At 41.9% G+C, this 14,297-nt stretch carries 10 protein-coding genes and 1 pseudogene; 8 read left to right on the top strand and 3 right to left on the bottom strand.

What is annotated here, in order from left to right:
• Positions 1–826 (top strand): FAD-dependent oxidoreductase (locus HWQ43_RS19025; protein WP_366932858.1); only part of this gene is annotated, 826 nt, incomplete at its 5' end.
• A gap of 287 nt (positions 827–1,113) precedes the next feature.
• Here the strand turns inward: HWQ43_RS19025 and HWQ43_RS19020 are convergent.
• Positions 1,114–1,542 (bottom strand): hypothetical protein, encoded by a 429-nt coding sequence (locus HWQ43_RS19020; RefSeq protein ID WP_292736922.1) that lies wholly within the window; start codon positions 1,540–1,542, stop codon positions 1,114–1,116.
• A complete protein-coding gene (locus HWQ43_RS19015) occupies positions 1,539–2,393 on the bottom strand; it encodes an FAD-binding domain-containing protein (RefSeq protein ID WP_292736920.1) in 855 nt (284 codons plus the stop codon). Before HWQ43_RS19015 ends, HWQ43_RS19020 begins: the two co-directional genes overlap by 4 nt.
• A gap of 106 nt (positions 2,394–2,499) precedes the next feature.
• On the opposite strand from HWQ43_RS19015, the gene bcp reads away from it, so the two are divergent.
• From bcp to HWQ43_RS19000, 3 genes and pseudogenes are all read left to right on the top strand, one after another.
• Positions 2,500–2,979 (top strand): thioredoxin-dependent thiol peroxidase, encoded by a 480-nt coding sequence (gene bcp / locus HWQ43_RS19010; protein ID WP_292736918.1) that lies wholly within the window; start codon positions 2,500–2,502, stop codon positions 2,977–2,979.
• A 149-nt stretch (positions 2,980–3,128) separates the two neighbouring features.
• A pseudogene (locus HWQ43_RS19005) lies at positions 3,129–3,755 on the top strand (restriction endonuclease subunit R).
• Positions 3,756–3,760: 5 nt separating this feature from the next.
• Positions 3,761–4,918, top strand: a complete 1,158-nt coding sequence (locus HWQ43_RS19000) for an aminotransferase class V-fold PLP-dependent enzyme (RefSeq protein WP_292736916.1) — start codon at positions 3,761–3,763, stop codon at positions 4,916–4,918.
• Positions 4,919–4,952: 34 nt separating this feature from the next.
• Here the strand turns inward: HWQ43_RS19000 and HWQ43_RS18995 are convergent, their stop codons facing one another.
• Complete coding sequence (locus HWQ43_RS18995; RefSeq protein WP_292736914.1) at positions 4,953–5,891, bottom strand: 1-aminocyclopropane-1-carboxylate deaminase/D-cysteine desulfhydrase; 939 nt, start codon at positions 5,889–5,891, stop codon at positions 4,953–4,955.
• A 220-nt stretch (positions 5,892–6,111) separates the two neighbouring features.
• Here HWQ43_RS18995 and HWQ43_RS18990 point away from each other — a divergent pair, with 220 nt between their 5' ends.
• The 4 genes from HWQ43_RS18990 to HWQ43_RS18975 all read left to right on the top strand — a co-directional run bounded on the left by HWQ43_RS18990 (position 6,112) and on the right by HWQ43_RS18975 (position 13,977).
• Complete coding sequence (locus tag HWQ43_RS18990) at positions 6,112–7,842, top strand: diflavin flavoprotein (RefSeq protein ID WP_292736912.1); 1,731 nt, start codon at positions 6,112–6,114, stop codon at positions 7,840–7,842.
• Between the two features lie 104 nt (positions 7,843–7,946).
• Complete coding sequence (locus HWQ43_RS18985; protein ID WP_292736910.1) at positions 7,947–8,459, top strand: phosphate-starvation-inducible PsiE family protein; 513 nt, start codon at positions 7,947–7,949, stop codon at positions 8,457–8,459.
• Between the two features lie 123 nt (positions 8,460–8,582).
• Positions 8,583–10,319, top strand: a complete 1,737-nt coding sequence (locus tag HWQ43_RS18980; RefSeq protein WP_292736908.1) for a diflavin flavoprotein — start codon at positions 8,583–8,585, stop codon at positions 10,317–10,319.
• Between the two features lie 397 nt (positions 10,320–10,716).
• A complete protein-coding gene (locus tag HWQ43_RS18975; protein WP_292736906.1) occupies positions 10,717–13,977 on the top strand; it encodes an EAL domain-containing protein in 3,261 nt (1,086 codons plus the stop codon).
• Positions 13,978–14,297: the final 320 nt, after the last annotated feature.

Here is a 14,297-nt window from a genome sequence, read left to right as displayed (position 1 = left end):
CATTTACGTCATTTTCAAAAATACAGCATTTACGAGTGCACCTGCGGAATGTGGGTTAAAATACATGACCCTAGAAACCTTTGGGACTTTAGTTACTTACGGTGCAGATATGCGCTGCGGTTGGCCTAAACGGTTTACTGATGGTTTCCAACGCTTCTGGGAGCGTGTTGCTTGGGGACTAAATGTCCGCTTGAATATTGACATCAAGGAAATCAAGCGTGGGGCAATTACACGAGTGCGGTTGACTGAGCAAGAGCAGATTCTTGACAAGATTGTTACCCATGAAGAAGTTTTAGAATTTGACTATCTGGTTTTAGCTTGTCCGTTGACGCTGAATGTCCTCAACACCTTTCTCGACTTGTCGTCAGCAGAAAAAGACCTATTTGAGCAGATTATTCTCAATCCCTACAGTTTGATTACCTATCTGATTCCCGAACTGGAAATGCCAACCCCGGTAACTAATGTCATTCCCTTAAATGTGGTGGGGAATCCCTGGTTTATCGCTCAACAGTTTGCTGACAATGACCTGATTGCTTTTTACACTCGCCTAGATCGTGAGGAAAAAATTACTAAAGCAGATGTTCTCCAAGGGATTCAAAAGACATTAGAGAATTTGGGAGTGCAAGTAGATGATGATTACTACACCTACGATAAGTGGCCTTACTTTCCTCACGTTACTTCAGAAGTCATGCAAGCGGGATTTTACGATCGCTTAGAAGCCCTGCAAGGTCAACGCAAGACCTTCTATGTGGGAGGATTATTGAATTTTGAATTGGTTGAGACTATTGTGGAGTATTCAAAAAGTTTAGTCGAGAAGAACTTTTAGTCTAGAAAACTTCTTTCTCCCTTGAAGTAAATAGACTTCTTGCATCTATAGCAATTCTCAATTGCGTGAAATACAGACCTAGCAGCCCCTTAAGAGCTAGCGTAAGCCTCTCTCGCCTCTCTCCTAAAAGGCTACGGTGTACATACAAGTCTGAAATAGCTGATTAATAAGTGTTTTACCCCACCCTAACCCTCCCCGATGCATTGGGGAGGGAACTAGATTCCTGTTTCCCCCCAATGCATCGGGGGGATTAAGGGGGGTAATTCGACTTCTGCGCACACGGTAGCCTAAAAGGAGAGCTTTTGATAAACATAATTTTGAGCCACTTTCCAGTAGCGCGAGAAGCGTTTCAAGTCGATATAGCCGTCATAGTCAAAAAATGGTTCTACCTCTAGCACTTCCACTGCTATAGAAGGCTTCATTTGATTACAGATATCATCAAATCGGGGACTGGGGCTATGGGCTGTGACAACTAAATTAGCATCATTTTCTTGAGCAAAAGCTAAAATTTCTTGTGCCACATTGCCACGGCGGATAACAACAGGTAACTCTAGCAAACATTCGTAGATAAAAGTCAGGCGTTTAAGGCTCAATTGCCATTCCTCTATCAAAGCCTCGTCCCAAACCCAAATAGCTGGGACATCAGGGTATTTTTGCAATGTGGGATTATTTGGACTGAGGCAATCTCCATGCACCCAAACAATTGGTTTATTCATTTTTTACCTTTCTTTCCATGCTGCCAACTTTGGCTATTAGGTTGTTTGCTAAATTTGCCTTTAGGAAAAAGTCGCTGTTCTAATTCTTCATAACTGCCTTCAAAATCACAATGACCGTAAAGCGGACATTTCTGGCAATAAAGGCTTTTGGTGTAGCGTTCTAAGTTTTCACGGTTGAAAAAATACGGTTTCTGACTAAAGGTGCTAGCAACCCACTGCCATGACATATTATTACTAGCAGGATCTCCATCTAAAAGGTGTTCGAGAAACCACTTGGCTCCTGCTTGCCAACGAATACGCCGCCAATGGACAATATAAGCCGCTAGCCACATTCGGGCGTGGTTATGTAAATAGCCAGTTTCTCTCAAATCACGACTGAAACTGTCAATGCAAACCCTGCCTGTAGTTCCTTCTTTAATATCTTGTGGTAATTCGGGTGCATATTCGCTCACAGTGTAACCAGTTTTGTACTCTTCCTGGTCTTGCCAGATTTCATCCCCTAACTTCATATACAACCGTTGCCAGTAGTCGCGCCAACCTAACTCGTTAATTAGTTTCGTAGCATCATCTTGGTGTTGTACCTGGTCAATAACATAATCTCGAATTTCTCGCAAACTCAAAACGCCATAGCGGATGTAAGGTGAAAGACGCGTGACTGCGCCTGCGAAGAAATTACGTGTTTGGGCGTAGCGAAGGGGATCAATTTTTTGCAGCGCTTTTTGTGCCGCTTTGCGTCCCCCCACAGTTTCGCTGATGTGGTCATCGCGTTCTGCTGCACCAGGGAATTGTTCGCGCAGGTAGGCTACCAACTCATCGCGGTTAGTAAATTGGCGTTGCATATCTTTAGGCATTGTCAGCAAATATGAATAGTTAGGTGCGATCGCTCAATACTCAATATATGTACAATTCTAAAGCGATATCTACAACAGGCCACGCCTACACAATCTCTCTCACTCCATGAGCAACATTCCCCAAGTCGGACAACCAGCGCCAGATTTCTCCACCCCTGACCAAAATGGCAACTCAGTCACTCTCGACGACCTCAGCAGTCAGTGGGTTGTCCTCTACTTCTACCCCAAAGATGACACACCGGGCTGTACCACCGAAGCGAAAGATTTCACCGACTTGTATCAAGACTTCAGCGCACTAGGAGCGAAAATTTTAGGCGTAAGTCCAGATTTGGGTAAGTCCCATTGTAAATTTATCAGCAAACATAACTTGTCAATCACCCTTTTAAGTGACCCAGAACATCTTTTAATCGAAGCCTACGGCGCTTGGCGGTTAAAAAAGTTTATGGGCAAAGAATATATGGGTGTTGCTCGGTCAACTTTTCTAATTTCATCTGATAGAATTATTGTCTATACTTGGCCCAACGTAAAAACCAAAGGTCATGCTCAAGCAGTTTTAACTAAATTGCGAGAATTAGCAACCACTTAATGCCACTGGATGCTAGAAACTGCTAGCGTGATAATTAAAGTCAGGAATTAGACTTTTCGCAGTTGAAATAAACATGATTCAAGTCATCCAAGCCCAAAATGTTACTCTTGCCTACTTAAAATAGTTATATTGCATCTTTGAAATGAATTATGGTTCAACTTATCCAAGCACAAAATGTCGGGCTTGCCTATTTGGAAGAAAGATTTAGTCTCCAGCTAGCCGAAGATGAGGCATTCTTCACAGAATGGTTGGGAAAATTACCGGAAATTACAGATTTAGAAAAGCAAGATTTAGACAGAATAAAACTTCATTTTCTCTGTTTAGTCAAGCATCCTCCTTTGTCAGAAGAAACGGTAAAATTAGTAGTTTTATCTCCTTTACTCAATTTAGCTGGATTTTATGACGAGCCTTTTTATATAAGAGGCGAGCAATCAATAGAAATTTCTGCGGAAGATGAAGGAGAAATTATTAGAGGTAGAATTGATGTTTGAATTATTCAAGAACAATTTTGGTTGTTAGTAATTGAATCTAAAAGGTCTAGCTTTTCTCTTTTAGAAGCTGTACCTCAAGCACTTGTTTCTATGCTGGATAATCATAGTCAAGACAAACCTGCTTTTGGATTAGTAACAAATGGTAGTGATTTTATTTTTCTGAAACTTACCAAAGAAAATCAGCCAAAGTATGCTATGTCTGACCAATTTACACTTTTGAAACGAGAAAGTGAACTGCATCAGGTTCTAAGCGTATTAAAAAATTTGAGTCAAAGTTTGAGTTAATAATTATGTCTGTTCGTCCTATATACCTTGATTGCCACGCTACTACAGCTTTAGATGAACGGGTATTAGCAGCAATGATCCCTTACTTCACAGAAAAATTTGGCAACCCAGCAAGTATTAGTCATGTTTACGGTTGGGAAGCAGAAGCTGCTGTTAAGCAAACGCGAGAAATTTTAGCCACAGCAATCAACGCCACACCAGAAGAAATTGTGTTTACCAGTGGTGCAACAGAAGCAAATAATCTAGCTATAAAAGGTGTTGCTGAAACTTATTTTAAAAAAGGTCAGCATATTATTACTGTTGTCACTGAACATGGTGCAGTAATCGATCCTTGTAATTATTTAAAAAGTCTTGGTTTTGAAATTACTATTCTCCCTGTGCAAAAAGATGGATTGATTGATTTAACTGAGTTAAAAAACGCTTTCCGTCCTGAGACAATCTTAGTATCGGTGATGGCTGCAAATAACGAAATTGGTGTGTTGCAGCCATTGGCAGAAATTGGGGAAATGTGCCGCGATCGCGATATCATTTTCCACAGCGATGCCGCGCAAGCTATTGGTAAAATTCCCTTAGATGTGCAAGCGATGAAAATTGACTTGATGTCGCTAACAGCACATAAAGTATATGGACCCAAAGGCATTGGAGCGCTATACGTCCGCAGACGCGATCCCAGAGTACAACTGGCTCCCCAGCAGCACGGCGGCGGACATGAGCGGGGGATGCGTTCTGGGACATTGTATACACCGCAAATTGTTGGCTTTGGCAAAGCTATAGAAATCGCTTTGGCTGAACAAGCGACAGAAACCCAACGCCTCACCCAATTAAGACAAAGATTATGGGAACAGCTATCGCAAGTTGAAGGAATTCATCTCAACGGACATCCTCAACAGCGACTGGCGGGAAACTTGAGTATCAGTGTTGAGGGAGTGGATGGAGCCGCGCTTTTGCTAGGATTGCAGCCAGTAATGGCCATATCTTCTGGTTCTGCTTGCTCGTCGGCACATACTGCACCTTCTCATGTTCTCACAGCATTGGGACACCCCCAACAGCTAGCTTATGCCTCGATCAGGTTTGGCATTGGCAGGTTTAATACAGAAGAGGAGATTGATATTGTGGCGAAACATGCCATCGCTACCATTCAAAGTTTACAAAATAAACGGTAAGCACCCTTGTAGAGATGTAGCAATGCTACGTCTCTTAAATTTTAGCAAAGCTTTGAAAACGCTCCTCAATACCAGCGTTGCCCTGTAAGCCACCTGTGTGTACCAGCAGCAATGAGTCACCTCTACTAAAAAATCCCTGCTGTAGTAAATCCATCACTCCGTAAAACATTTTGGCGGTATATACGTAATCAAGGGGTACACCATGTTCCTGTGTAAACTGTTGGCTGAACAGTAGTAACTCATCGTTCACCTTTGCATAACCGCCAAAGTGGTAATCACATACTAATTCCAAGGAAGCGGGAGAATTATATGGTGTGGGTAAATCAGAGGCGAGGTAATTTGTCAACAAACTTTCGATTTCTTGGGCAAGAAATGCCCCATTTTTTAATACAGGAAAAGCGATCGCTCTTTGTCCTGCATTCAACGAAAGCGCAATCCCCGCCAGTGTGGTAGCTGTACCGCAGGCTACGCAGATACGATCGAATGCGATTGTACTACCAACTATTTCTATACAGCCGCGCACACCATTTAAATTACTCCCGCCTTCGGGAATGATAAACACCTCGCCGAAGCGTTGTTGCAGATATTCTTCTAACGCTGGTGTGTTGCGCTGTCGATACATTTCGCGGTTCAGATACACAAGCTGCATACCCTGTTGTACAGCAAAACTCAGCGTCGGGTTTAATGGTAGCCTCTCCTCGCCACGAATTACGCCGATGGTGCGAAAACCAAAAAGATTACCAGCCGCCGCAGTTGCATAGATGTGATTGGAATAAGCACCGCCAAAGGTTAGCAGGGTTGTAAAATTTTTCTCCTTGGCCTCCAAAAGATTGTATTTCAGCTTAAACCACTTATTGCCGTTAACCCACGGGTGCATGAGATCCAAACGCAGCACATACAGATCGACACCAGCGTGACGGGCGATTTTGCTGTTGATTTGTTGTATGGGAGGAGGAAGAAAGGTTAACGACATGCGTAAACATTTTAACTTAGTATTTACATTTTCTCACATCCATTATTGAAGAGAAAAGTAATGATAAACATCGAGCAATTCAATGGTAAATCAAGCTAAATAATGAATAAAACTTTCTGATGATTAGCTTTAGAAATTGACATTTTACTAATTGACTATTTCAAGTAAATATAAGAGACAGAACACCCGCTTCAGATAATAATCTTTTTGGAGAGAACAAATGGTTGCACTCATAGAGCTTACTCAAGTTACTCCCAGCCCAGGACGTTTGACGATTCAAACTGTTGAAATTGCTCCTCAAACGACAGCTATTCGTTGTCTCGACTGGGATAGAGAACGTTTTGATATCGAGTTCGGTTTACGTAATGGTACAACCTATAATTCTTTCTTAATTCAGGGAGAAAAAATTGCCTTAGTTGACACATCTCACCGCAAGTTTGAGGAATTATATCTTGAGGTAGTGGCGGGATTAATCGATCTGACTAAAATAGATTACTTGATTATTAGCCATACAGAACCAGACCACAGTGGCTTAGTGAAAAATATTTTAGAATTAGCTCCCTCTATTACTGTTGTTGGTGCTAAGGTAGCTATTCAATTTCTAGAAAATATGGTTCACCAGCCTTTTAAATCAATACAGGTGAAAAGTGGAGAGCGATTAGATTTAGGCAACGGACACGAATTAGAATTTATCTCTGCACCTAACTTACACTGGCCTGACACAATCTTGACCTATAACCATAAAACTTCCACTCTCTACACCTGTGATGTGTTTGGGATGCACTACTGTGATGACCACACTTATGATGAAAATATCACCTTACTTGAGGAAGATTTTAAATATTATTATGATTGTCTTATGGGACCAAATGCCCGGTCTGTTTTGGCAGCTTTAAAGCGGATTGAAAAGTTAGAAATAGCAACTGTTGCTACAGGACATGGTCCTTTATTACAACACTCTATCTCTGAATGGCTTGGACGGTATCAAAACTGGAGTTTAGAACAAGCAAAAAGAGAGACTTTAGTGGCTCTATTTTATGTGGAAGATTACGGACATAGCGAGCATTTAGTCCGTACAATAGCACATGGATGCGCGAAAACAGATGTGGCAATAGAATTAGTAGACTTCAATAGTGCCGAGCCTCAAGAAGTGCGAGAATTAGTTGCACAAGCCTCTGGTTTAGTAATTGCCATGCCAGCCCAATCTTCGGCAATGGCTCAAGCGGCTTTAAGCACTATTTTAGCTGCTGTTAATAAGAAACAAGCAATTGGTTTATTAGAGTCTGGAGGTGGAGAAGATGAACCAATTTACCCGTTACGCAATAAGTTTCAAGAACTAGGATTAACTGAAGCGTTTCCACCTATTTTAGTTAAAGAAATTCCTACTCAAGCAACAGAACAGCTTTGTGATGAAGCAGGGACAGACTTGGGTCAATGGCTGAACCGCGATCGCACCATTAAACAAATCAAATCTATCAATACTGAGCTAGAAAAAGCTTTAGGTCGGATTAGCACAGGATTATACATTATCACCGCCAAAAAGGGAGAAATTCAGAGTGCGATGTTGGCTTCATGGGTGACACAAGCCAGTCTTGAGCCTTTGGGAGTAGCGATCGCAGTATCCAAAGATCGGGCAATTGAATCCTTGATGCATGTTGGCGATCGCTTTGTTTTAAATGTTTTAGAAGAAGGCAAATATCAAGGATTAATGAAACATTTTCTCAAACGTTTTGCCCCTGGTGCAGATAGATTTGCGGGAGTAAAAACATATCCAGCCACCAATGAATCACCCGTTTTAGCTGAAGCTTTAGCTTACATGGAATGTGAAATTACTAGCCGCATGGATTGTGGAGATCATTGGGTAATTTATAGCACAGTCCAAACTGGAAGAGTTTCCAAGTTAGATGCACTTACTGCCGCCCATCACCGCAAAATTGGCAATCATTATTAAATAGTCATTGGTCATTTGTCATTGGTCATTGGTCATTAGGCTCCCTGCCCCCTCTGCTCCACACAGACGCGATGAATCGCGTCTCTACAAAATCACAAAAAACTATGTATAAATCTGTTGAAGACACCCCGATTACGATGTACGAAATCAATCGAGGGCGCGTTGTCCGAAGCTTGGAATTTATCCAAGATGTAATTGTAATTTCTTTGTGTATCGGTTTATTTAGCTTCATGGTGCTTCAGGTGAGGGATATGTTTCTCTCCTTACTTCCGCCTCTAGATTTTCATGCTGTTACTGCCGATATTCTCTTTTTACTTATCTTAGTTGAGCTATTCCGATTGTTGATTATTTACTTGCAAGAACATCGAGTATCTATTGGGGTAGCTGTTGAAGTTTCCATCGTTTCCGCTTTGCGGGAAGTCATTGTTAAAGGTGTTCTAGAAACAAGTTGGAGTCAAGTTTTAGCAACTTGTGCCTTTTTATTAGTCCTGGGAGTACTACTATTTCTCCGAGTTTGGCTACCCCCTACTTTTGAAGGTATCGACCCAGAACAAGAAGTCTCTAAACGCTATAGAAGCCGAGCAAAGTCTGAACTAACACAAACCAATGGTCATTAAAAATAGGGAGTTAGGAGTTAGGAGTTAGGAATTGGGGAGATGAGGGAGACAAGGATAATAACCAATGCCCAACGCCCAACGCCCCATGCCCCATGCCCCATGCCCATATTAAGAGAGGTTATTATGTCTGCTGCCACATTAACGCCCAACCATAGCAGAGATGTACAAGTTGCTGAAATTGGTAAAAATACTCTGATTTTACGATCGCGGACTTGGGACAGACTAAAATTTGAGGTGGAATATTCCCGTCAACGGGGAACTACAGCGAATTCTTATCTGATTCAAGCTGATAAAAAGGCTTTAATTGACCCTCCCGGCGAATCTTTTACCGAAATTTACCTTGAGCAGCTAGCACAACGTCTAGATTTCATCTCCCTCGATTACATTGTTCTCAGTCATGTCAACCCGAACCGCAGAGCAACCTTGCAAGTATTGCTCTCTCTGGTTCCTCAAGCCACTCTCATTTGTTCTCGCCCCGCCGCCAATGCTCTCAACGCTGCCTTTCCCGAATTTGAATCACCTATTCAAGCGATGCGATCGCAGGATACTCTAGATTTAGGACAAGGACATCTTCTATCATTTATCACCGTACCAACTCCCCGCTGGGCGGATGGGCTTTGTACCTACGATCCCGCCACAAAAATTCTCTATACAGACAAACTTTTCGGCGCTCATATTTGCGAAGATACTTTGTTTGATGAAGATTGGAAGGGATTAGATGCGGAACGTCGTTACTATTTTGAATGTCTCCATGCGCCCCAAGCAAAACAAGTCGAAGTAGCCTTAGATAAAATATCGCTTTTGGGAGCCAGATGTTATGCCCCAGCACACGGGCCAGTTGTGCGTTACAGCTTGAGTCGTTTTACTTATGATTACCGTCAATGGTGTCAAGGACAAAAATCTCAAGAATTGAGTGTCGCTTTGCTCTATGCTTCTGCTTATGGAAATACAGCAATCCTAGCGAATGCGATCGCTCAAGGTTTGATCCAAAATGGAGTTAATGTAGAATCAATCAACTGTGAACTAGCCGATTCTGCGGAGATTAACCGCATTGTAGAATCCTGCGATGGCTTGATTATCGGCTCACCCACTTTAGGCGGCCATGCACCGACTCAAATTCAAACTGCTTTAGGAATAGTTCTCTCGGTGGCGGCTAAAACTAAGTTAGCTGGGGTGTTTGGTTCTTACGGCTGGAGTGGCGAGGCAATAGATTTAATCGAAAGCAAGCTCAAAGATGCTAATTATCAACTAGGGTTTGAAACAATTCGGGTGCGTTTCAGCCCTACTCCTGAGATTCTCCAGCAGTGTCAAGAAGCCGGTGCTTTTTTTGCCCAAAACTTGAAGAAAACCAAAAAACTGCGGACTTCCCGTCAGATTGTCACAGAAACTCATGTAGATCGTACCGAACAAGCAGTGGGGCGAATCATTGGTTCTCTGTGTGTTGTGACAACTCGTGATGAAGAAACTCACAAAGGGGTTTTAACTTCTTGGGTATCGCAGGCAACTTTTAATCCGCCAGGAATTATGATTGCGATCGCTAACGAGCAAAATGCAGATTTAATGCATCATCCTGGCGATAAATTTGTGCTGAACATCCTCAAAGAAGGAAGAAATGTGCGGCGCTATTTTTCTCGTCATAGCACTTTAGGCGATAATCCCTTTGCAAATCTTGCCACAAAAACTGCTCTGAATGGTTGTTTGATTCTGAATGAGGCATTAGCCTATTTAGAATGTACAGTGCAAAATCAGCTTCAATGTGGCGATCGATGGTTAATTTATGCCGTTATCGATGGTGGTGAAGTGTTGGAAAATGCTGGTGTCACGGCTTTGGAACATCGGAAATCTGGCAGCTATTATTAATCTGACTGTTCACTCGACTTCTTGCAGAAGTGGGGAAAAGGGTAAAGGTATAGAATTTTCCTTTACCCTTTAACCGAATGGCACTAAGAAAAAATACAGCCCTACTACACAAGCCTTTGGGCTTTTCTTAGTGCCATTCCCCTTTAACTATTAATATGCACTCCAACATCTTGCAAAAGTTACTTTTGCAAGATGTCTACTTTTATCTAGAAAACTTCTCTGTTTGTAGAGCTACGGTGTATAACACACAAGTCTTTTAGAGTTGCAATGCTATTGTTTTAGTTGCACGAATAGTCAGGTGATATATTTTAAGGCGAATTCTTGACTGTGTTCAGTAGGGTAGTGAAACGGGCATCATAAAATTATCAACTGTAAAATTTTTAATGCCTTTATACGAATGTTAATATCTTCCACTGCTTTGACATCGCTTGATCTGGAGTCAGCGATTATTCGCAATCCGCTGAGCGTTTCACCAAGTACATCTGTGATGGCGGCAATTGGTCAGATGAGTGGTAGTCATACTGTGTGTTCATCTTCAAGAGAAGCAAATATTGAAATTGAAGCCCTACAGCTTGAGGTGCGCTCAAGTTGCGTGTTGATTGTTGAAAAGAATCAGTTATTAGGCATTTTTACTGAACGAGACGTGGTTCGTCTTACTTCTCAAAGGCGAACACTAGAAAATCTGGCAATTGTTGATGTCATGTCACATCCAGTCATTTCCTTACACCAATCTGCATTTACTGATTTGTTCTTAGCTGTGAATCTACTCCAGCAGTATCGCATTCGCCACTTGCCCCTACTCAATGACCAAGACGAAATTGTTGGAATACTGACTCATGAAAGCTTGCAGCAATTGTCACGTCCAATAGATTTGCTGCACCTGCGCCAAGCGGGAGATGTGATGACTTCAAAAGTGATTTGTGCGGCTCCAAGTGTCTCGATGCTAGCGATAACTGGACTGATGGCAGAAAATCGGGTCAGTTCGGTGGTGCTTGTGGAAGAACGACTGGCACAAGGTCAACTCATACAAATACCGATTGGCATTGTGACAGAGCGAGATATTGTTCAATTTCAAGCATTGGAACTGAATTTTGAAGACGTTCAGGCGCAGGTAGTCATGAGTACACCTGTTTTATCAATCAGCCCTGAGTACTCTTTGTGGAAAGTTCAAGAGGCAATGCGGCAATATTTAGTTAAGCGGATAGTAGTCACTGGAGCTCAAGGAGAGTTATTGGGGATACTGACTCAGAGCAGTATTTTGAAAGTACTCAATCCAGTCGAGCTAACTAATTTAGTTGGAGTCTTGGAATATCATGTGAATCGGTTAAAAGCAGAAAAATTAGCACTACTCCAAAATCGTAACGCCGAATTAGAGCAGCAAGTTCAAGAACGTACAGCTACACTCAAGGCAAAAGTAGAGCAGGAAAAATTAATTGCAACTATTGCTACTCAGGTTCGCTCTTCGCTCAACCTACAGGATATTCTTAACACAACAGTTATTGAAGTGCGATCGCACTTCAACTGCGATCGCGTCATGATCTGGCAGTTTCAACCTGACTGGAGCATGGTTGTGGTTGCAGATTCCGTAGGCAATGATTATATTTCTTATCTGGGTAAACAGGTTTACGATAGCTGTTGTACTACTAATTTGTTTGATTTATATTGCCACGAAAAAATTCGAGTTGTGTCTGATATCTACACAATGCAGATGAGTGATTGTCACCGAGAACTACTAGAAAGCTTACAGATTAGAGCAAAAATTTTGGTTCCGATTATCCAAGGTAACAACCTGTGGGGATTACTGAACGTGGTTGAAAGCTTTGCTCCTCGACAGTGGGAAGCGGAAGAAATTGCTCTGGTGCAACAGCTTTCGACCCAGATGGCGATCGCAATTCAACAAGCTACTGCTTATCAACAGCTGAAAACTGAACTTGCAGAACGGCAAAAAACAGAAGCGGATCTCCGGCAAAGCGAACAACGATATGCTTCTTTAGCTGCCGCCGTTCCAGTCGGCATTTTCCGAACCGATGCTCAAGGAAACTGTTTTTACGTTAATGAACGCTGGTGTTCTCTTACCGGACTAACTTCTGAAGAAGCAGCCGAAACCGGATGGATTAAAGGACTTCATGCCGATGAACGAGAAAAAGTTTTAAATAAGTGGTATTCTGCAATTCGAGAAAATGGTCATTTCCGACTAGAGTATCGATTTCAAAAGCCTGATGGCACGGTGACTTGGGTATTTGGACAAGCTGTTGCAGAGTACGATGCCGCAAGAAAAATCACAGGATATGTTGGTACAATCACTGATATCAGCGAACATATTGCTGTACTGCGCGATCGCCAAAACGCAGAAGAACAGCTAGTTTATAATGCATTGCATGATGCTCTAACTGACTTACCCAACCGTAACCTACTGATGAAGCGGCTAGAATTAGCTCTGAATCGAGCTAACCGCATAGAAACATATTACTTCGCGGTTTTGTTTCTCGACATGGATCGGTTCAAAATCATCAATGATAGCTTAGGGCATTTAACAGGCGATCAACTACTAACAGTTATTGCTCAGAAACTAAAATCCCAGATTCGCTCTGTAGATTTAGCGGCCCGGCTGGGTGGTGATGAATTTGTGATCTTGCTTGAAGACATCGACAGTATTGAAGATGCCGTTGCTGTTGCTGAACGTATATTGGCAGAATTTCAAGCTCCATTAATGGTCAATAGATATGAAGTCTTTATCACCACCAGCATCGGTATTGTTTTAGGAACCAAAAATTATCTTCAAGCCTCCGATTTGATTCGAGATTCAGATATTGCTATGTATCGAGCCAAGAGTCAAGGTAAAAACTGCTATAGAATCTTTGATGTTGAGATGCACACTCAAGTACTTAAACGGCTCAATTTAGAAAATGACCTTCGTAAGGCTATCGAACGAGAGGAATTTATCATATACTATCAACCAATTATCGATCTAAATAGAAACCATGTTATTGGGTTTGAAGCTTTAGTACGCTGGCAACACCCCACTCGTGGACTAGTTCCTCCCTCTGAATTTGTTCCCATCGCTGAAGAAACAGGGCTGATTGTTCCTCTTGATAGCTGGATGCTCTACACTGCTTGTCAGCAACTTGCGAGATGGCAAACTCAGTTATCTGGTCAATTTCCATTGAAGGTTAGTGTTAATCTCTCTGTTCAAGACCTTCGCAAAGCCACTTTAGTTAAGGATGTGGAACGCACTCTAGCTCAGACAGGTTTAGATGGTAACAGCCTAACTCTAGAAATTACTGAGAGTATGCTCATTGATAATATCATTGAGACTATCAAGATATTAGAGCAGTTGAAAGCATTAGGAATTCAAATTAGTATTGATGATTTTGGGACTGGATATTCATCGCTGAATTATCTTCATCGATTACCTGCTGATACCTTAAAAATAGATCGTTCCTTTGTTAATCAAATGCACGAGGGAAGCCGGAATTATCAAGTTGTTGAAACTATTATTACACTCAGCAATCAACTTGGATTAGCAGTGATTGCAGAAGGAATTGAAACACAACAGCAGCTACAATGGTTACAACAGCTAGGATGTGAATTTGGTCAAGGTTATTTCTTTTTTAAACCTCTAGATGTTGATGAAATTGAGACATTATTTATCAATTGAAGAAGTCAGAATTCAGGAGTCAGAATTCAGGAGTCGCGCCGGGGACGCTCATTCGCTCTTAGCGTCTCCCCTTCTCCCAAAGGGAGAGAAGGGAGAAGACTTGCTCTTTGTGGCGCTATCAGTCCGGGATTCAGACCCGCGACTGAATTGTTGCACCAATAAATTGGTGTTTCTGTGCAAGAGATAGTTATACCAATTTGAAAAATGATTGCGACAGATGGAAAACTGAAACATTTATCCAATGAACCTATCCCACTAATAATATTTTGTTAATCCAGATATGAATTGTAGCAAGGTCAATGAATGCGTCAAAGTAAACT

It is taken from the genome of Nostoc sp. JL31 (genome assembly GCF_017114965.1).
Classification (GTDB): domain Bacteria; phylum Cyanobacteriota; class Cyanobacteriia; order Cyanobacteriales; family Nostocaceae; genus Nostoc; species Nostoc punctiforme_A.
The sequence above is the reverse complement of the archived record's forward strand: the minus strand, read 5'-3'. Positions and strand labels throughout refer to the sequence as shown.